Source organism: Cyclobacterium sp. (genome assembly GCF_014762705.1).
Taxonomy (GTDB): domain Bacteria; phylum Bacteroidota; class Bacteroidia; order Cytophagales; family Cyclobacteriaceae; genus Cyclobacterium.
In genome coordinates this window covers 1-19,969 of sequence record NZ_JABURL010000084.1, presented here as the reverse complement: position 1 = coordinate 19,969, position 19,969 = coordinate 1, and the positions used below count along the sequence as shown (strand labels likewise).

Genomic DNA, 19,969 nt, shown 5'->3' with positions numbered 1-19,969 from the left:
AGTTCAATTTAGCGTCATGGTGCTCACCTGAATTCTTGCAATGGACCAGCTCTCATCGCACACCGGATCGGCCGCATTTTCCTGTTTCAATTCATCTCCGCAGACGATTTCCAGATTACTTGCCGAGTGGCTGATGATTTTGGTGATTTGGTAGCGGCTGGTCCAGCCCAGGCTGTTTTGATATTGGCAACGACCCGGTAGATCGCTGCTCTCAGCTGCTGTTTTGGGTTCATAAAACCGGGGATAATTATCCGGGTAAGATTGGTATAGGCAATAGGTGGATTCACATGGGCTGTTGGAGAAGGTGGTCCGCAGCACTTCCTGTCCATTCAATTGCATGTACCAGAAGTCAGGACCACCGATATTGTCCGGATTTCCGTCCCAGCTATCATGCAGCAAAAGATCAATTGTCACTTTGATGGCATTGTGGGCAGGGAGATCCCGCAGGTTCAGGAGAATTTCTTCATTGTGGAAATAGCCCAAAACCATATCCCCGTTAAAATCAAATAACCTCCCACTTTCAAAATTCAACAAGTCGGATTGAGAAAAGTCATTATCATAAATTTTCACCTCTTCCTGTAGCCTCGTCTCGCAAGAGAACCAACAGCCCACAAAAATAATTTGAAGTAGGGAAAGGAGCTTGTTTTTTATCGAAAAGGATAACATCAGGGATGTTTTTTTAAATAACAGAATGTAAAACGTTTTGTGCAGCAGGATTTTATTCCACTTATCCCAAAACTCCGGGAACGGATCTGATCCTTTTGCTTTACCACCTGGATTTGCAAGAAATCAATAGCATGAAATCGAGCATGACGAATCCGTAACACAGTGGTATAATTTTAAAGCATGCGAGATTCCATCTGACCACTTAAAGACAAATTATATACAGATGAAATCAGACACTAGATTGACTCAATTTTTTCTCAAGCTTACGGATTAAAACCTATTTCAACCTCAGAATTAAATCACAAATAAACGAAAATATATCCAATACAGCAGCTGTTTTGGACGAAATACACTGAGATTCAATCCAGGATATATTGTCTTTTGACGCGCATGCCTATTCCTGTGAGTAATTCGTAGGGAATGGTGCCTATTTGAGCTGCTAAATACTGAAGGGAGGGTTCTTTGCCAAACAGGATTACCTCATCTCCTTCTCTCACCTGCAAACCTGAAACGTCTACCATGCACATATCCATACATATATTGCCAATAGTGCTAGCCCTTTTTCCTTGTATCATTACAAATGCCTTTCCGTTGCCAAAACGCCTGTCATATCCATCTGCATAACCAATTGCCAGAGTTGCGATTTTTCCATCCTGCATCAATTTCCCTTGCCTCCCATATCCTATGGTATCTGCTTTGGTCAATTTTTTTATTTGAGACACAACCGTTTTTAAGGTAGCAACAGGCAGTAGCTTCTCCTGCTCAAGTTGGTTGATTTCTATTCCGTGTAACCCAATTCCCAGCCGGACCATGTCAAAGGCCTGATCCGGAAAACGGACGATACCTGCAGAATTCAGGGCATGTCTTATTGGACGACAAGAAAGGGTACTCATGATGACTTTACTGATCCGGTCAAAGGTCTTGAGCTGTTTCCTGCTGAAATCTTCATGTATGGCCTCATCTGCACCAGCCAAATGTGTAAAAAGTCCCGCTAATTGGATTTCCTTGTGCTTTCCGAGTAGTGTCAGGATATCTTCCAGATCGGTTTCAACAAATCCCAATCGGCTCATGCCAGTATCCAATTCCAGATGAATGGAAATACCCTTCGGCTGGCCAATGGGTGAAGAAGTCAAATCCTGTAAAGTTCGCCTATTGTAAACAACAGGTTCCAAATCATATTCCTGAATCAAATTTAAATGTTGCATGTCGGGATTCATGACCATTATGGGAAGGGTGACACCCTTTTGCCTGAGGTATACTCCCTCATCTATATAAGCAACTGATAGATAATCGGCGCCGATTTTTTGCAAGTGGTTCGCAATTTCTGCGGATCCACCACCGTACGCAAAAGCTTTTACCATCACCATTATTTTGGTTTCCGGGCGAAGAATGCGCTTATAAAAATTGAAATTATGACGCAGTGCATTTAGGTTAATTTCCAAAACAGTCTCATGTACCTGTGCTTCCAGCAATTGAATAATCTTTTCAAAATGAAAATCCCTGGCTCCTTTTACCAAAATCAAATCTTTATCCAAACTGAAACCGGGTATATTTTCCAATAAGCTAGCGGTATCTGAAAAAAAAATGCTTTGTTTTGGGAACAAATGCATGTAATGGGAAAAGTGCTTTCCAACACCTACAAATAAATCAATTTCGTAATGCTCCGATAAACCTGCAATTTTCTGAAAAAGAGCAATCTCATCACCTTCCTGGAGCATTTCTGAAAGGATCAATATTTTTCTTCCCGTGGGATTCCTTTGGTGAGCCATAAATTCCAGGGCAATTTCCAGTCCGGCAAGGTCATTGTTATAGCTGTCATCAATTAAGAGAGACCTGTTAATTCCCGACTTTAGGGTCAGTCTCATTTCTACTGCGTGCAGCAACTGCAAGCCCTTTTGTATATTTTCAGGCTTCATTCCCAAAGTCATACAGGATACGATCACATGCCTGATATTTTCCAGGGAGGCGGGATCTCTGAAAGTAGTAAAAAACGTGTAGGTCCGTAAATCTCTGGCCGCCATAAATATTTTAGACCCGTTTTTTTCCGGTCGAACAGAAAGCATATAATCTGCCCCGCTTTTATCCGACCAACTGATCAACCTATCGTGATCAAAGGCCTTTTTGAGGAGGTGATTTATTCTTGAATGGTCTTTTCTGTAAATCAGGTATTTAACCTCAGTGAAGAGTTTGTATTTTTCTTTGATTTTTGTTTCCAAATTATCAAAGTTCTCATCATGAGCACTGCCGATATTGGTAAAAATACCAAGTTGTGGTTGAATGATTTGCTTTAGACGGTCCATTTCTCCCGGTTGGGAGATTCCTGCCTCCAGCAATGCAATCTGATGCCGGGATTGGATTTCCAATGCCGATAATGCAACTCCTATCTGACTGTTGTAGCTTTTTGGGCTTTTAAATACCTGGAAATCCTGAGATAATACTTGTGCCAACCATTCTTTTACGATGGTTTTACCATTGCTACCCGTAATGCCTACTACCGGCCCCTTAAATGCTTCCCTGTTCATTACCGCCAATTCCTGTAAGGCATAGAGGGGTTTTTCCACCAATAAAATATTGGAATTTTCAAGGTTGTCTGTATTTTTTTCCCCAGCTAAGGGAAGAATAAAATTTCTAACATTTCGCCTGTGTGCATCCTCAGCAAAATCCGAACCTTTCTGCCTCGATCCATCCAGGGCAACGAATAGGGTTTCCTCTCCCGATTGGATTTTCCTTGAGTCAATGGCAACCTGGCTAATTTGGTCGCTGCCTGATAAACCAAGGAACTTTCCCCCATAATTGCCGGCAAATTTTTTTATATTAATAGGTTGAATCATCTTTACCCTGATTATTTTGGTTCCCCTGGTAAATTTATCACAATAATTACTCATTTATGTAAGTTTTACCAGCTTTGTCTATTGCAACATGTTAGGCAGGAAAGGGAGTGGGACGGGATAGAGGCTCAAGTTTGGTCCACGATAAAAATTTTTGTATTTTTATAACATTATTACAAAAATAAAGGTTGATAAAGCATATGAACAGGAAAACATCATGGGTTTACAAAATTTAATATTGAAAACAGCTTTTAAAGCTGTAATATTCGGATGTTTGTTTTGTATGTTTTTAACCGTTAACTTATTTGGGCAATCGGAAAGGGATGTAGTAATCGCTGATCCAACCAAGAAGGAAAAAGCTTATCACCCCTCGACCTCAGAAAATGAAAAAGGAACAAATCAAGAGACTTTTTCAGGATATTCCTCGAAAAAAGACCAGGATTTGGTGAGGGAAAGAAATAAGTATAAGGATCATTCAGAAAAAAGTGATTGGAAAAAGGAGGAAGTAAGCGAAGAGGTATCAACATTATCCTTTAACATTTTTCTTTACGTTTTGGACAGGTTCAAGGAGGATTAATTGGCTTTCCCTTGATGGTTTTTTAATTTATTAATAAAATCAGTCTTTTTACTTCAATAAATTCTTTGGCTTTAAAATTTTAATCCGGTTTATTTCTAATTATAATTTTTAAATCCGTTTTAGTGACTGTCTGGTTTATGTTCCGGAACTCAGACTTCAACTATATATCCTAAGGGAACAGATGAAGTTGAATGTAGATCAGTAAGAAGAAATAATCAAACAAGGGGTGACCAAATACTTTAAAGGGGATGATATCTGTAGAATGGGTAGTTTTAGGGTATAGCCATCTTTCTTTGAACATATAAAAAAAAGCCCCTGATGATAAATCTGGGGCTTTTTTCGCAGTGCTTTTTTTCAATCGAAATACAGGTATTTGATTTTTCCATCTGCACTCAAAACCCTTATGTAAACCTCTTCCAGCTTCATGAATTTAAGGTGATACTTTTTAGAAAAGCCACCAGTTTCCTGGATGTTATCCGTACCAATTATTTTACCACTACGGTCGAAAATGGTTACTTCCGTTCCTGCCTGCTCTACTCCCAGAACTTTCAGGGAAAAGGTCTTTGTATCAATGGGTTTAACGTAGGCCAAAAGCTTTTTCTCTACCTCCTTTTTATTTTCCAGCTCAAAATCTATGGTTTCTTCTTTTGTTTTGAGTTTAATTTTATATTTTCCCTCAGGCACCTTAGTCATGTTAAAAGGGATGTTGGTCGGTCCTTTGACTATAAATAAATTTCGTTCTATCACCTTTCCATTGGAATTAATGATGGATACATGTATTCTTCCTACCGCTTCAGTCAGACTAAGCGTAAATTTTTGTTCGCCCACTTCTATGGAGGAAATTTCCATTAGGCTTTTTTCTGCTGCCAGGCTTCCGAATGCCAGGCTCATTGTCATTAATAATGTTACTAGAGTTTTCATGGTATGCGCGTTTTTGTTTTGGTTGCTTTTGCATGACATCATACCAAACCTGTACCATGAAAATCTCTATTTATCCATAAAATATTTTCCAAAAAGAATTATTATAAATTAAAACCCTGAATACACCATTGGTTTAGGCTCTACGTGTACGATAAGCGTACAGTTTTGGTAAAAAACGTCTGGTTTCAATACACTTTTCACCTCATTTCAGGGAGGGAGTGGACTGGAAAAGGAAAAATAAAAATCAAATATTTTTTTTAAACAAAAATACCAGGATCAGGAAGTTTTAAATTTAGTGGAATTAGTGTACGATAGCGTACGTTCGCTTGTAGTTATCCGAACAATAGAAAGAATTTTATTGGTAGGTAAACCCTTGTGGGGAAACATTGAAGATCAGTACCTTAATGGTTTTTTTCTCCTTTTAAACCCTCCTTTTTTTCTTTTATTGGTGGTGTAAAAATTATATAGAAAATTGACGGCAATAAGGGTGACCGTTAGGGGAACGAAAAAAGAAGGCAACATTACTTTGATGCCCAGTAGAATAAAAAGTGTAGCAATAATTCCTATTTTGAATGAAGTATGGCTTTCTGGATAAATACCGCTGACCAGGGCAAGACTACTTATTTCGATTATTATGAGGATGACGATCATCCAGGTAAAGATCGTAGAAGCAGTGTTTCCGGAACCAATGTAGTACCAGGCAAGCAGTCCGATTACTGCTATCAGGCTCAGACTATGAAGAGTGGTATGTATGTTTTCTTTCATGATTTTGGGATTTATTGCCATCCTGAATATAGAGTAATTTCCCCAAAAGCCAAAAGAGGGAATGAAAATTACTTTGCATTTCCATTCAAGTTATCTTGCATTACAATTTCTCCTTTATGAACGCTGTCATCATTTGATACAAGTGCCAGCTTGTATTTCCCCCACTAATACCATGGCTGCGGTTAGGGTAATAAAAAGTGTCAAATTGTTTATCCGCAGCAACTAATGCGTCTACCAGGTCTACCGAATTCTGAAAATGGACATTATCATCTCCGGTACCGTGGATGAGCAGAAAATCCCCATTCAATTTGTTCACATGATTGATCGGACTGAAATTGTCATAACCTGCAGGATTTAACTGCGGGGTTTGCAGGTATCTTTCGGTGTATATGGTGTCATAATAACGCCAGGTGGTAACAGGTGCCACGGCTATAGCCATTTTAAAAGTTTCATTTCCTACCATTAAGGCCAATGAAGACATATATCCACCATAAGACCAACCCCAGATGCCAATCCTTTCTTCGTCAATAAAAGGCAGGGTAGCCAGGTGTTGGGCGGCAGCGATTTGATCCTGCGTTTCCAGATTTCCCAATTGACCATAGGTACTGTGCTTAAATGCTTTTCCCCTTCCACCTGTGCCCCTGTTGTCCACACAAGCGACAACATAACCTTCAGCGGCAAGGTGTTGGTGCCACCAGTCCCGGGTACTGCCCCATGCGTTCATTACATTCTGAGAACCCGGTCCCCCGTAGACATAAAGCAATAAGGGATAGGTTTTGGAGGGGTCGAATGCCGGGGGTTTTATCATATATCCATTCAGGGAAATTCCATCCGGAACCTGAAAGGAAAAAAAAGTTTTTGGGTTAAAGTGATAAGAAAGCATTTTTTCCTGAAGGTCCTGGTTGTCTTCCAATAGTTTTATTTGTTTTCCTTTATTGTCATATAGGCCTATTTGAAGTGGCTTGTTTGCATTGCTGTAGGCATCAATGAAAAACCGGTGGTCCGGACTCATATTAATGCTGTGGGTACCATTCTCAGGACGGAGCAAATTTTTCCTTTTTCCGTTGAGGGCAACGGAATAAAAATGACGTTCCAAAGGAGATTTTTCGGTCGAAACAAAGTATACTATTTCCGCTGCTGCATCAACCCCTATCATTGAAGTTACCTCCCAATTTCCCCTGGTTATTTGCCTGATCTGCTCGCCTGCTATGTCGTGATGATAAATGTGTTTGTAACCGTCCTTTTCTGAAGTGGTAATGAAGCCCCTTTCTTCTGGTAGAAAAATAAAGTTGTCATTGTAATTCAGGTCTACATAGGTGACGGACTTTTCTGATAAGATCACTTTGGATTTGCCGGTATCCACCTCGGAAAATAAAATGTCCTTTTGGTTTTGGAGCCGATTTAATCGGATGATAGCCAAAATTTCACTGTCATCTTTCCAATACATTCTGGGAAGGTAAATGTCCGTTTCTTTGCCCGTATCCATGGTTTTGGTTTGCGTCGTTTTAAGATCATATACCTTTATGTTTACCTCCGCATTTTTTTCCCCTGCCTTGGGATATTTAAAATGATAATCTTCGGGATACAATTTCCCCCATTTTTGCATGTTGAACTCAGGAACCTGCCTTTCATCAAATCGGATGTAGGCAAGCTTTTCCCCATCAGGAGACCATTCAAAAGCTTTTGCCATCGAGAATTCCTCCTCATAAACCCAATCGGCGGCCCCATTGATAATGGCATTTTTTTGACCGTCCATTGTGACCTGCACTTTCTCCCCAGATTGCAGGTCCTCATAGAATAAATTATTCCCTTTGACAAAGGCCACTTTTTTATTATCAGGAGAAAGGCTGGCATAGGAAATTTTTTCCCCATTTTCCAATTGTCGAAGCTTACCCGTTTTCAGGTCCAACAGGTGATAGGTGGCCTTGCTTGACCTGCGGTAAATGGGAATTACCTCTGATGCGAGTAAGGCCATACTTTCTTCCGGATTAAAGGCATACTCAGTAAAATTCAATCCAATTTCGCGGCCATCAATCAATACGGCTGTTTCTTCACCGGTAGCCAGCTTGATTTTTACCACCTGGGAATGGCCGTCCACCACGCTGAGGGAGCTGTAATATTGACCGTCCCGCATCCAGTTGATGCCCTGAACCGTTTGTGGAAGGAAGCTTTGTTTTTTGATTACATCCTCCAGGCTTATTTTTTTACCCTCCTGTGCAATGAGAAATTGTGGGATGAGAAAAGCCAGGAGTAAAAGGGCCCCAATTTTAGAATAATGATGCATGTATCGTTTAATTTGTGGGTATTATTACCAAAATTCCAGGATTAAATGAAAAGATCAATTGATTGTCGTTTCCTGTCCGGATTTGGCATTCATTATATTTTTAATCAGCGCACCCATTTTTTTTGACTAAAAGACAAAACTTTTATTCCGGTTGCACAGGTTGCGTCCAGGCAAGCTGATTGGTCATGTTTTCTACAGGATTGGGCTGGGGTTCGGAAGAGATAATTTTACAGCGCACAAAAAGCATGTCCTGACCTACCTCAAATTCAGCTGAATTGCCCTGAACAGTTTTTAAAACCCTGGTTTCTTTTTCACCTTTTTCACATCCTATAAATTCCAGGGTATAGTTTACGCCCTCTTTGGCCTGTGCCACTACCCGTAAAGTATTGTCGGTATAGCTAAGCGTTTCCAGGGTTACTCCCGTGGATGCATAAAAATCTCCCTGCTCAAGGGCCTGGATCAGGGAAGCCGGGGAAAGGGTATCCGTTTGGACCATCACCCATCCTCTGCCAGCATTGGCCAGTTTGCTGGATTGTTCATGATAGCTATGGCTATCGTCAGTAGCCAGTCCAAAAAGAAGGGGTTGTTTCTTTTCCAGGTAGGCGATGTTGATGAAATCCCACATTTCCTCATATCCAATCCGGGTCGAATCTCCCAGGTTATTGACAGAAGGATGACCGTTATACACCTCAAAAAATCTTTCTCCCTTCAGCCGGATCATGTCCTCCAGGGTGATGGCCCATCTGAAATTGGGGTGATTGATATGGACCATCATGGGTTTTCCTGAAGCTTCCCGCTGCTCCAGGACTGCATTGATATTATTTTGTAAAACTTCTACCACACTTCCTCCCTCTCTGGGTTGAATCAATTTATCCAGGTTGGTGGCATTTAGGTGCAGGGGTTTGCCCTCATATCCGGCTGAAATTTCTTCTGCCGGTAACATGATAAATCGTTCTGCTTCGTGGTACAGCGGGGCGTATTCATCAAAAGTCTTCAATTTCACCTTCAGGTCTTCGCCTTCTTCTTCATAAACCACCCATTCCTCACCATAGGCTGTCAGGTAATCCTGAAAAGCGGTCCGATACAGACTGTCCTTCCTGATGTTGACCCATTTTTCTCCCTCCTGAAAAATATTGTGATCGGATAGAGCCACAAAATGGTATCCTTTTTCTTTGTACCATTGCATGATCACTTCCGGAAATTCATCCCCATCACTCCAATAAGAATGGGTATGCAGGTTACCTTTATACCAGTTTTTCTTTTCGGCCTCCTGCACATTACTGGATGAACAGCTAAATATAAATAGGACAATTAGTAAATTAGAACTTCGCCTGCCGATTTCGGCAACAATGGTTTTGAATAATGGAAGCATTGGAAATCAGGTTGATTTAAGGGGTGAATATATCGAAACCCCGGGTAATATCAAATCTGAAAGAAAGCTATTGCCAGTGCGGATAGGTAGGATGAAAGCATTTTGGTATATTTAACCCTTCAAGCATACTTAAATTTATCTATGGCCATCCAACAAAAACTGATCAAATACCTGAACGAAATACTCAAGCATACCCATGATGGGATAAAAGGATATAAAGATGCCGCAAGGAATATTGAAGAGGGATCTCTTAAAGATTTTTTTATAGAGCGGGCAAAAGAAAAGATAGTGTTGAGGGATGCCCTCAATGAAGAAATCTACCGATTGGAAGGAAAGCCCCTTGAAGAGGGGAGTTTCCTTAATTTGTTTCAAAGATCCTGGAAAAATTTTAAAACCTCGCTGGATCACGACAACCAAAAAGAAATTGCAAAATACTGCATGGAAGCTGAAAAGAAAGCGACCAGGGAGTTTGATATTTTATTGCGAAATCCAGAACTGGTTTCAGAGACTTTTTACTCCTTGCTGGAACAGCAAAACGAGAAAAACCTTGCTGCCATAAAAGCGTTATTAGAGAGAATCAAGCCCTGAGGATTGATGTTTATTGGCATAAAATTAGCCCTTAACGAAAATGTTAACCGATAAACTTTTAAATTAAGGGTCAAATAAATTAAGAAATCCATTAACGACAATAACATTTAAATAACTGCCTATGAAAAAGCATATTATTTGGCTTATTGGTGTGTTTTTCTACCACACCATTGCTTTAGGTCAGACCAACATAGATTTCAGGGAATTTTCCCTGGATAATGGTCTTCATGTAATCATGCATAAGGACAATAAGACGCCTATTGTGGTAACATCGGTGATGTACCATGTGGGATCTAAAAACGAGGATCCCGAGAGGACCGGTTTTGCGCATTTTTTTGAACACCTGCTTTTCGAGGGCTCTGAAAATATTGAGAGAGGACAATACACCGATCTGGTTGAAGGTAATGGAGGTGCATTGAATGCATTTACCAGCAATGACATTACCTATTATTACGAACTAATGCCTTCCAATTACCTGGAATTGGCACTATATCTGGAAAGTGAGCGCATGCTTCATGCTAAAATTGATGAGGTAGGTTTGGAGACACAGCGAGAAGTGGTAAAGGAAGAGAAAAGACAGCGTTATGACAATCAGCCTTATGGTACCATACTTCCTGAAACATTGGAAAGAGCCTATACCAAACATCCTTATCAATGGGCACCAATAGGATCTTTGGAACACCTGAATGCCGCAAGTCTTGACGAGTTCATGCAATTTTACAATGATTTTTATGTGCCAAACAACGCCATTCTTACAATAGCAGGAGACATTGATTACGATCAAACAGAAGCCTGGGTAAAAAAATATTTTTCTGAAGTACCGAGGGGTGAAGAGGAAATATATAGGCCGGATGTAAAGGAGCCCAGGAAGACCGAGGAAATCAGAGATGTCATCTATGACAATATTCAGATACCCGCCATCATTCAGGCGTACAATTTACCACCCAAAAATCACCCTGATGCCTATGCGATGGAAATGCTGTCAACCTACCTCACTGGGGGTAAGTCTTCCTTGATGACCAAAGAACTTGTTGATAAGCAACAAAAGGCCCTGGTGATTGCGGCCATTCCGCTGGATCTGGAAGATGGGGGGATTTTCATCATGTATGGTATAGCCAATATGGGCGTTGAACCCGAGGATCTTGAGAATGAAGTGGATTTGTTGATACAGAAAGTTCAGAAAGAAGGCATTTCGGACCAGGATTTCCAAAAACTCCAGAACATTATTGAGAACGATTTGGTGAGTAAAAATTCTTCTATTGAAGGGATTGCCCAGAATCTGGCTGAATCCAAATTGTTTTATGGAGACACCGGTTATATCAACAGGGAATTGGAAAAATACAGGGAAGTCAGTAAAGCTGACATTCAACGTGTGGCCAGGGAGTATTTAACTTTAGATGGCCGGGTAGTTCTCTATTATTTGCCAAAATCACAGCAGACCGCCGCAAGCCAGGATTAAACCAAAAAGCCGAGAACAATGAAAAATCGATATTTAACTCTTTTCGCCTGCTTATTTGTTTTTCAACTGCAGGCTCAGGTTGATCGCAGTGTTTTGCCCAAACCGGGACCTGCGCCCACCATTGAATTTACCGACCCTGCTACTTTTACCCTGGAGAATGGGTTAAAAGTTTTTGTGGTACCCAATGACAAACTGCCCAGGGTTTCCTTCTACATGATACTGGACCGGGACCCTCTTTTTGAAGGAGAGAAGGCTGGTCTTACGAGTTTTGTAGGGGATTTGATGATGGCGGGCACCGAATCCAAAACCAAGGATGAACTGGACGAAGCAGTAGATTTTATTGGAGCTTCCCTCAGTGCCAGTTCCACTTCTATTTCTGCTTCTTCATTGAAAAAGCATCAGGAAAAAGCATTGGAATTGATGACAGATGTTTTGTACCATCCTGTTTTTCCTCAGGAAGAGCTGGATAAACTTAAAAAACAATCCCTGACCAACCTTGCTGCTTCCAAGGATGATCCTGATTACCTGGCGAGTGTGGTTTCGGGAGCACTTGTTTACGGAACCGACCATCCCTATGGGGAACCCCTAACTGAGGAAACGGTAGAGAATGTGACAGTGGAAGATGTAAAGGGCTATTATAATACATTTTTCAAACCGAACATCGCCTATCTGGCTATAGTAGGTGACATTGACGAAGAGGAGGCCCGGGATCTGGTGGACAAGTATTTTGCAGCCTGGGAAAAGGCAGATGTTCCTGAGTTTGACTACCCAACCCCTACACCTCCATCTGAAAACCAGGTAGCTTTACACGATCGTTCCTCCGCAGTTCAATCTGTTATAAATATAGCATACCCCGTTGAGATGCACCTTCCCAATGATGATTACATGGCCACAAGGGTACTGAACTTTATATTGGGAGAAGGGTTCAATTCCAGATTAAACGGAAATCTTAGGGAAACTAAAGGTTATACCTACGGGGCCAGGTCAAGTTTTGGATCGGATAAATTGATCGCCCGTTTTTCTGCCAGCACCTCCGTTAGAAATGCCGTTACGGATTCCTCCGTGTATGAAATGTTGTACGAGATCCGGAATCTGGCAGAAAATGGTATCACCGTGGAGGAGCTTGAAATGGCAAAAGCCAATTTAAGTGGGAGATTTGGTCGATCTCTTGAAAATCCAAATAACATTGCTTCTTTCGCCATCAATATTGCGAGATATGGACTTTCTAATGATTATTACAGCAACTACCTGCAGCGGCTGGATGCCCTTACCGTTGAAGATATCAATGAGGTAGCCAAAAAGTACATGATGCCGGAAAACTTGTACATAACCGTGGTTGGTAATGGGGCAGAGATTAAGGAAGGTTTGTCCCGGTTTGGGGAAGTCAGCCTCTACGACGAAACCGGAAAAGAAGTTCAGGAAATTGAATTGTCCGATGTAGATAAAACGGCCTCTTCAGTCATAGATGATTACCTGGCGGCCATTGGAGGGAAAGAATCTGCAGAAAATATAAAATCGGCCAAAGTGGAAATGTCAGCAGAGGTACAAGGTACCAAATTGGACATGGTAGCCCTTCATGACATGGAAGGACAGCGAATGATACAAAAGGTGCTGATGATGGGCAATGAGGCTTCCAAAACAATCCTTAAGGATGGTGAAGCCAACATCAGTGGAATGGGGCAGTCGCAAACCCTTACAGATGAACAATATGAAGATCTGAAAATGGCCTCCTTATGGTTGATACCAGAATTGTATTATGAAACAATGGGCTACACCATATCTTTAGATGGTGCAACAGAAATTGAAGGGCAACCTGCTTACAAAGTGGTGATTTCAAACCCCACTGGTGGCAAAGTGACAAACTACTACAGTATGGGTAGTGGACTTAAGCTCAGAAGTGAAAATCAGATTTCAGGAGAGACTACTTATAAGGATTATCAGGAATTCGAAGGGGTAAAGATACCGGTTTCAATGGCTATTAAAAGTCCGATGATTCCTGTGCCGCTAAATTCCAAAGTAAATAATATAGAAATAAATGTATCTTTGTCCGATCAGGATTTTGAATAATTTTAAAAGGATTTTGTAGTGGTTAGACTTGTTTTTCTACTGCTTTCCGGAGTAATGCTTCTCTTTGTAAATGGTAAATGGATTAAGGATGAAGCGGTAAAACCTTCTCTGGGAAAAACTCCCGGAGAAGTGATAGAGGCTTATGTGCAAGCGATTGGTGGGGCTGACAAAATCAATCAAATTAAGACGCTGGTGTTGGTAATGGAAGCTACGGTTCAGGGTATGGAGGTGGAAATGAGTACCATTCGGGACATGGAGCAGATGCGAATGATGCAACAAATCGTCATGGAAGGAAATGTGGTTCAGAAAACAGTAGTAAAAGGCAATGAGGGATATATGAGTGCCATGGGCCAGGTTCAAAATTTAACAACAGATCAACTGGAAACCCTGAAAACCAATATTTTTGCTTTCCCGGAATTACATTATGAGGGAATGGGTTTTACCATGACCATGGGAGAAAATGAAGAAATCAATGGAGAAGAAGCTTATACTTTGCTCTTAAACAATGGAGAAGGTATGAAGAGTAAGGAATTTTTTAGTGTGGCAACCGGACTGAAATTAAAAATGGAGACAGATATTGCCGGAGATGTGGAATTTATGGATTACCAAGAGATCGAAGGCATTCTTTTTCCCATGAAAATCAATATTTCAAATCCCATGATTCCAGTCCCACTGGAAACAAGAGTGATCGATATCCAAATCAACCAGGCTCTGGATGATTCGATGTTTGAATAAAAACTTAGATCGGCTAATTTAGCCGATCTAAGTTTTTAAGCGTTTTTGTGATTTTCCATGTATTCATCTACAGAAAATTTACCTGATCCAAAAATCAAAAAAACCAACAGAAGGACCAGGACAGTAAGGGAAACCCAAAACTCCCCGCTATTGGTCACTGAAAGAAAACGGGAGTCCATGTTGGCAAAAAATACCGCTCCTATCAATATGGGAACCTGTACTACTACTGCCCATCTTGTAAGCAGTCCCATAGCAATCAAAATTCCTCCTACCAGATGAGCAAAGGCAACATAATGCGCAAGGGCCATGTGAAAGAATCCTATATCCATTTCCCGGATAAGGTTCATCAGTTCATCGGTATTGGAGATGAACATGATCCCCTTGTATAGGATAAATAAACCCAAAGCAATCCGGATGAAATCTATCCACCTGGGATGATGCCTGTCTGCCCAATGTTCGATTTGATGTATTGTATCCATAGCCTGATATAATTGGTTTACAGCTGTTTATACGCATATAGATAAGTTTTGTTTGGACAGGAGCCTATTGCTTAACTTTCGATGAATTGGCTGAATGCTGCTGATTTTCCTGTCAGGACAAGTTTGTAATCCATATAAAAGCTTGTTTCACCGGAAGCGGGAAGGAAGATGACATTTTCCTTCTTCCATCGTTCAAAAGTCAAATGGAGGCCATTTTCTTTAAATTGATAGGATATAATGCGGTCACCAGTCATCAGGTGATGGTAGGCCAACGATTTGGGGTGAATTTTCAGGACCTGACCTTTTTTATTGGTTTTCAGGCCAAATTCGCTTTCCAGTTTATTTTCTTTCGGAATTTGCTTCATTTCCAGCCCAATAGTCGGGAGTAGTGATCTTAGGGTGGGAAGCAGGTCTTCTGTACCAAAGACGAACCGGTCAAAAAAGGAGGATATTACTTCAGGATGTTGGGCAAAGGAGGCGACTATGGCTTTAAAATCCTTTATAGTGTATCCTTTATGCGAAGTGCCAAAATTGGTCCACATTACTTTCATTACCTTATGCATTCGGTGACCACTTTTCATTAAGATCAGGTCCAGGGCCAATGTCAGTAACGCTCCATGCGTGTAAATGCTTACCTTCTTATCCGGAACACCTGCCTTATAACCGTCAAGCCAGAGGTCCCAACTGGATTCCGTTATGGATTGATTTTCCCATCCCAGGTTTTCAAAAGCCCTTTCAAACAGTTTTTCCAATGATTCCAAATATTCTGAGACACTAAAAAAGCCGGATTTCAGCAAGTAATAATCCCCCATAAAAGTAGTCACGCCTTCAGCTACCATTCCTTCGGAAAGGTAGGCCTCCTTTGAAAAATCATAAGGCTGTATGGCCTTGGGCCTTATCCTGCATACATTCCAAAAATGATACAATTCATGGCTGCAGACTCCAATGAGTCTGTCCATTCCAGATTTTTGACCCATTGCTTCATCCGGTCCTATGGTAATGACCGTTGAATATTGGTGTTCTACTCCGTGGTAATGGGTGAATGGGAGTAAATGAATTAAAAAATGATAATTTTCTGCTGGAAACTCTCCAAAATCAGCGATTTGTTTTTCTGTGAATTTTTCAAATTGTTTTAAAAGAATATCCCAATCAAAATATATCTTTCCGGATATCCAAAGGTGAAATGTACTGTCCTTGACGGTATAAGAGCGATGCTGCAAATCGGCTGAAGCGATCAGGGGGCTGTCTACCAATTCCTGGAAATTTTGTGCCAGTAAAAGATGCTTTTTTGGTTGGGGTAGAGCACATGCCAATAGGTATTCCTCGGGCAGGTCCAATTTTACTTCTATGGATTCGGTTTCACGACCCTCAATGGCGAAGGCAAGATTGATAAAATTGACATAAACCTCTTCAGCATCTGCCCAGCTTCCTCCTGCATCCATCTGTGCAGCATGATAGCCATAGCTTACTTTGTAGACTCCTTTTTCTTGAGCCTGGAATTCCCAAAGGTCTTTGGTCCTTTTATGGCAATGGACCTGGCCTTCAGGCCCGGTGACGTTTAAGTTTTTAAGGAATTGTGCATAGTTGGCTATTTCGTAACGACCAGGCCTCCAGCCTGGAAGTTGTAATACCAGGTTTTCTCCTTTTTCACAATTGAGTTCAAGATGGATATTTAGGAGTTGTGAGGCAGGATTTGGTACGGAAAGTGAATATATCATTGCAAGTAAAGCTAGGTTATAAACAAAAGTAAGCCACTGATTTGTAAATAAAAAAATCCTACCTATCTTTGCACTCCTTTAAAAATCAGAGTCAACTCATTAAAATATAGCAATAATGAAAAGAACCTTTCAACCCTCCAGAAGGAAAAGAAGAAACAAGCACGGTTTCAGAGAGAGAATGTCCACTGCCAATGGCAGGAGAGTACTTAAAGCCAGAAGAGCAAAAGGCAGACATAAATTATCGGTATCTTCAGAGAAGACCCTTAAGAAGTAATGTTTTTTTAACTATCTTTATGAGATAGCTATTTAATGAGATTTTATGGATTGTAAATTTTCAAAACAGGAAAGATTACATTCCAAAAAGTTAATCAAGGAACTTTTTGACAAAGGTTCCTCTTTTTTTTTATATCCCTTTAAGGTTATTTATTTTGAGCCAGGTGAGCTATCCAATCATCAGTTTTTGGTTTCTGTTTCAAAAAAGAGGTTTAAGAAAGCCGTAGATAGAAATTATATCAAGAGAAGGGTAAAAGAAGCCTACCGCCAAAATAAGTTTTTGTTGAAGGACGCAGATACAGCTAATCCCAGGAAACTTATAGCACTGGTTTACGTTTCTCAGGATTTGATGAGATTCCATGATATTGAGTCAAAGGTCATCAGAGTCCTTAAGAAAATTCCGCAGATTAAATCTAAAAAAAATGCATAAATTGATTCAAAACAAGGTATTCCTGGGTATTTTGGCCCTATTGGGAACAGCAGTAATCCTGCTTTCCTTTCAACCGAAGAATGATAAGCTTTTCAGTATTGCCAAGAACCTTGACATTTTTGCTTCACTGGTGAGAGAATTGGACTCTTATTATGTGGATGAAATAGACCCGGATGATCTTGTCACGGTAGGGATCAATGCGATGTTGGCAGAATTGGATCCCTACACAGAATATATTCCTGAGGAGGAATTCGATGATTTCAGGATGATGACCACAGGGGAGTACGGTGGAGTAGGTGCTTTAATTGGAAACAGAACAGGTACCAATATGATATTGATGCCCTATAAAGGTTTCCCTGCTCAGGAATCTGGCCTGCGGGTTGCTGATGAATTGCTAAAAGTAGATGGAGTAGACGTAGTTGAAAAAAACACTTCGGAGATATCTGAATTATTGAAAGGTCCTGCCAATACAGAGGTGGAAGTAGTTGTAAAACGTGGTGAAGAGACGCTTTCTTTCAACCTTACGAGGAAAAAGATTGTTATCAGCAATGTTCCTTATCATGGGATGGTAGACGAGGAGACAGGATATATCAAACTGACAGATTTTACTACCAATGCATCAAAAGACGTGGGTATGGCATTGCAGGATTTAAAGAATGCCGGAGCAAAAAAGATAATTTTGGATGTCAGGGATAATCCCGGAGGGATTCTCAATGAGGCAGTAGACATCGTAAATCTTTTCATTCCCAAAGGAAGAGAAGTGGTCAAAACAATAGGGAAGCTTGAAAATGTCAATGCAGAGTATAAAACCAGATTCTCCCCTATGGATAAAGATATCCCCCTTGTGGTAATGATCAATGAAAGAAGTGCTTCCGCTTCAGAAATTGTAGCAGGTGCATTGCAGGATTATGACCGTGCAGTACTGGTAGGAAGGAAATCTTTTGGTAAGGGTCTGGTTCAAAGCACCATCCCCTTATCCTACAATTCCCAGGTTAAACTTACCACTGCCAAATATTACATTCCCAGTGGGCGCTGTATTCAAGCCATTGATTACAGTACCAAAGATGAGGATGGTAATGGGAGTTATGTAGCGGATTCACTGAGAAAGGAGTTCAAAACCAGAAATGGAAGAACTGTTTTTGATGGGGCGGGTATTGAGCCGGACATAGAAGTGGATTCACGTTCCTTTGCCCCAATTACCTATAGTCTGGTTACCCGGAGTTTGATTTTCGATTTTGCCAGCGAGTTTTCCCTTAAACATGATTCCATACCTGATCCGAGGAAATTTGAAGTTAGTGATGAGTTGTACGGTCAATTTGTGGATTGGCTTCAGGATAAAGAATACGATTATACTACTCGTGTTGAGAAGACCATAGAAGACTTGGAAAAGTATGCCGAGCGTGAGAAGTATTTTGAGGATATAAAAGATGAATTGGCTTCCTTAAAAATAAGCGTCAGCCATAGCAAGGAGCAGGACCTGATTACGTTTGAAGATGAAATCAAGAATGCCCTGAAGGATGAGATTGTTTCCAGGTACTATTATCAGGGCGGCATTATCGCCGCTTCCCTGGACGACGATCCTGAGCTGCTTCAGGCAATGGAAATATTGGAAGATACAAACCACTATGATCTGACCTTGTCTTCTAAAAAGGACTAATGTCAAATTATTCGGTATAATTATGTGTAAAATTCTTTCCATAGAAACGTCCATTGCCGTTTGTTCCATTGCCATACATGAAAATGGGCAGCTTTTGGCCTTGATGGAATTGTTTCAGGACAATGTCCATGGTAGCAAACTGGTGCCCAGCATCAAGTCTCTGATGGACCAATCCGGATTGGGTTTGAAAGATCTTGGTGCCATTGCGGTATCACAAGGCCCGGGATCCTATACCGGCTTAAGAATAGGTGTAGCTACAGCAAAGGGTCTTGCCTTTGCACATGACCTGCCCTTAATAGGTGTAGATAGTCTGGATGCACTTGGCCGTCAACTTGCTCACCAGGTTGAGGAAGATGCTTGTATTGTTCCTATGATAGATGCCAGGAGGATGGAAGTTTACAGGAAGATTTTGGATCATACCGGAGAAACTTTGGTTGACCTGAAGCCAGAGGTTTTGGATGAACATGCGTTTCAGGAATATTTGTCCCGGAGCAAGGTTTACTTTTTAGGCAATGCGAATGCAAAAACCAGGTCTGTGATCAGTTCTTCAAATGCTGTTTTTGTAGACAAACTCAATTCGGCAACCAGTGTGGGGGAAATTGCCTTTCAAAAATACAAGCTGGGTTTGTCAGCAGATATTGCGTATTTCGAGCCGAACTACTTAAAGGAGTTTATGGTTCTTAAGTCAAAGAAAAACCCATTGTTGTCATGAATGAGAATGATATTGTAAACCGGGTAGCCAACAGCCCGATAGTTACCATAGACCTGGAGAACTTTTACCAGAAAGGAGAGCGTGTGCAGTTTGATCTTGCTCCCTTCCTTTATCAGGGCCTGGTGGTTAAAGAATTGGATTTTCGGCAAAGTATGAAAGAACTGGATTGGTCGGTATATTCCGGCAAATTGGTTGCGGTACATTGTTCGGCAGATGCGATTATCCCTACCTGGGCTCTGATGCTTGCGGTAGTTAAACTCCAGGAAGTGGCGAAAGATGTGGTTATTGGGGATTTGAACGAGCTGGAGATTCATTTAATGGCGAGTGCTTTAAAAAATTTGGATGTAGAGGGTTTGAGAGACCGGCCGGTGGTGATCAAGGGTTGCAGCAAATTGCCTGTACCGGATTACGCCTACGGTGAAGTGATAGGCATAATTA

At 41.0% G+C, this 19,969-nt stretch carries 18 protein-coding genes; 10 read left to right on the top strand and 8 right to left on the bottom strand.

The window, feature by feature from the left end; genetic code table 11:
* Positions 1-3: 3 nt before the first annotated feature.
* Positions 4-666, bottom strand: a complete 663-nt coding sequence (locus HUJ21_RS15815; protein WP_291371471.1) for a hypothetical protein — start codon at positions 664-666, stop codon at positions 4-6.
* A 359-nt stretch (positions 667-1,025) separates the two neighbouring features.
* On the bottom strand, positions 1,026-3,551 hold the full coding sequence (locus HUJ21_RS15810) for a bifunctional UDP-N-acetylmuramoyl-tripeptide:D-alanyl-D-alanine ligase/alanine racemase (RefSeq protein WP_291371469.1): 2,526 nt from the start codon (positions 3,549-3,551) through the stop codon (positions 1,026-1,028).
* Positions 3,552-3,648: 97 nt separating this feature from the next.
* Here HUJ21_RS15810 and HUJ21_RS15805 point away from each other — a divergent pair, with 97 nt between their 5' ends.
* Positions 3,649-4,071 (top strand): hypothetical protein, encoded by a 423-nt coding sequence (locus HUJ21_RS15805; protein ID WP_291371467.1) that lies wholly within the window; start codon positions 3,649-3,651, stop codon positions 4,069-4,071.
* A gap of 354 nt (positions 4,072-4,425) precedes the next feature.
* Here the strand turns inward: HUJ21_RS15805 and HUJ21_RS15800 are convergent, their stop codons facing one another.
* The 4 genes from HUJ21_RS15800 to HUJ21_RS15785 form a co-directional block, all read right to left on the bottom strand.
* On the bottom strand, positions 4,426-4,992 hold the full coding sequence (locus tag HUJ21_RS15800) for a DUF3244 domain-containing protein (protein WP_291371465.1): 567 nt from the start codon (positions 4,990-4,992) through the stop codon (positions 4,426-4,428).
* Positions 4,993-5,385: 393 nt separating this feature from the next.
* Positions 5,386-5,757, bottom strand: a complete 372-nt coding sequence (locus HUJ21_RS15795; RefSeq protein WP_291371463.1) for a hypothetical protein — start codon at positions 5,755-5,757, stop codon at positions 5,386-5,388.
* Positions 5,758-5,857: 100 nt separating this feature from the next.
* Positions 5,858-8,041 carry a S9 family peptidase gene (locus tag HUJ21_RS15790; RefSeq protein WP_291371461.1) on the bottom strand — a complete coding sequence of 728 codons (2,184 nt, stop codon included), beginning with the start codon at positions 8,039-8,041 and terminating at the stop codon, positions 5,858-5,860.
* Between the two features lie 142 nt (positions 8,042-8,183).
* Complete coding sequence (locus HUJ21_RS15785) at positions 8,184-9,413, bottom strand: histidinol-phosphatase (RefSeq protein WP_291371459.1); 1,230 nt, start codon at positions 9,411-9,413, stop codon at positions 8,184-8,186.
* Positions 9,414-9,554: 141 nt separating this feature from the next.
* Here HUJ21_RS15785 and HUJ21_RS15780 point away from each other — a divergent pair, with 141 nt between their 5' ends.
* The 4 genes from HUJ21_RS15780 (at position 9,555) to HUJ21_RS15765 (ending at position 14,262) form a co-directional block, all read left to right on the top strand.
* Positions 9,555-10,001 carry a PA2169 family four-helix-bundle protein gene (locus HUJ21_RS15780; RefSeq protein WP_291371457.1) on the top strand — a complete coding sequence of 149 codons (447 nt, stop codon included), beginning with the start codon at positions 9,555-9,557 and terminating at the stop codon, positions 9,999-10,001.
* 121 nt (positions 10,002-10,122) lie between these two features.
* Complete coding sequence (locus tag HUJ21_RS15775; RefSeq protein WP_291371455.1) at positions 10,123-11,460, top strand: pitrilysin family protein; 1,338 nt, start codon at positions 10,123-10,125, stop codon at positions 11,458-11,460.
* Positions 11,461-11,478: 18 nt separating this feature from the next.
* Positions 11,479-13,527 (top strand): pitrilysin family protein, encoded by a 2,049-nt coding sequence (locus tag HUJ21_RS15770; protein WP_291371453.1) that lies wholly within the window; start codon positions 11,479-11,481, stop codon positions 13,525-13,527.
* A gap of 18 nt (positions 13,528-13,545) precedes the next feature.
* Entirely contained in the window at positions 13,546-14,262 is a 717-nt protein-coding gene (locus tag HUJ21_RS15765) for a peptidase, M16 family protein (RefSeq protein WP_291371451.1), read from the top strand.
* Between the two features lie 35 nt (positions 14,263-14,297).
* Here the strand turns inward: HUJ21_RS15765 and HUJ21_RS15760 are convergent, their stop codons facing one another.
* Positions 14,298-14,741, bottom strand: a complete 444-nt coding sequence (locus HUJ21_RS15760; protein WP_166150927.1) for a DoxX family protein — start codon at positions 14,739-14,741, stop codon at positions 14,298-14,300.
* Positions 14,742-14,812: 71 nt separating this feature from the next.
* Positions 14,813-16,459, bottom strand: a complete 1,647-nt coding sequence (locus HUJ21_RS15755) for a M61 family peptidase (RefSeq protein WP_291371448.1) — start codon at positions 16,457-16,459, stop codon at positions 14,813-14,815.
* 115 nt (positions 16,460-16,574) lie between these two features.
* Here HUJ21_RS15755 and rpmH point away from each other — a divergent pair, with 115 nt between their 5' ends.
* The 5 genes from rpmH to HUJ21_RS15730 form a co-directional block, all read left to right on the top strand.
* Positions 16,575-16,733, top strand: a complete 159-nt coding sequence (gene rpmH, locus HUJ21_RS15750; RefSeq protein ID WP_092170336.1) for a 50S ribosomal protein L34 — start codon at positions 16,575-16,577, stop codon at positions 16,731-16,733.
* A 45-nt stretch (positions 16,734-16,778) separates the two neighbouring features.
* Positions 16,779-17,162 (top strand): ribonuclease P protein component, encoded by a 384-nt coding sequence (gene rnpA / locus HUJ21_RS15745; protein WP_291371445.1) that lies wholly within the window; start codon positions 16,779-16,781, stop codon positions 17,160-17,162.
* A complete protein-coding gene (locus HUJ21_RS15740) occupies positions 17,155-18,819 on the top strand; it encodes a S41 family peptidase (RefSeq protein ID WP_291371443.1) in 1,665 nt (554 codons plus the stop codon). Before rnpA ends, HUJ21_RS15740 begins: the two co-directional genes overlap by 8 nt.
* Before the next feature lie 22 nt (positions 18,820-18,841).
* Entirely contained in the window at positions 18,842-19,531 is a 690-nt protein-coding gene (tsaB, locus tag HUJ21_RS15735; RefSeq protein WP_291371441.1) for a tRNA (adenosine(37)-N6)-threonylcarbamoyltransferase complex dimerization subunit type 1 TsaB, read from the top strand.
* The coding region (locus tag HUJ21_RS15730) for a DUF2480 family protein (protein ID WP_291371439.1) at positions 19,528-19,969 on the top strand (442 nt) is incomplete at its 3' end. The genes tsaB and HUJ21_RS15730, both read left to right, overlap by 4 nt.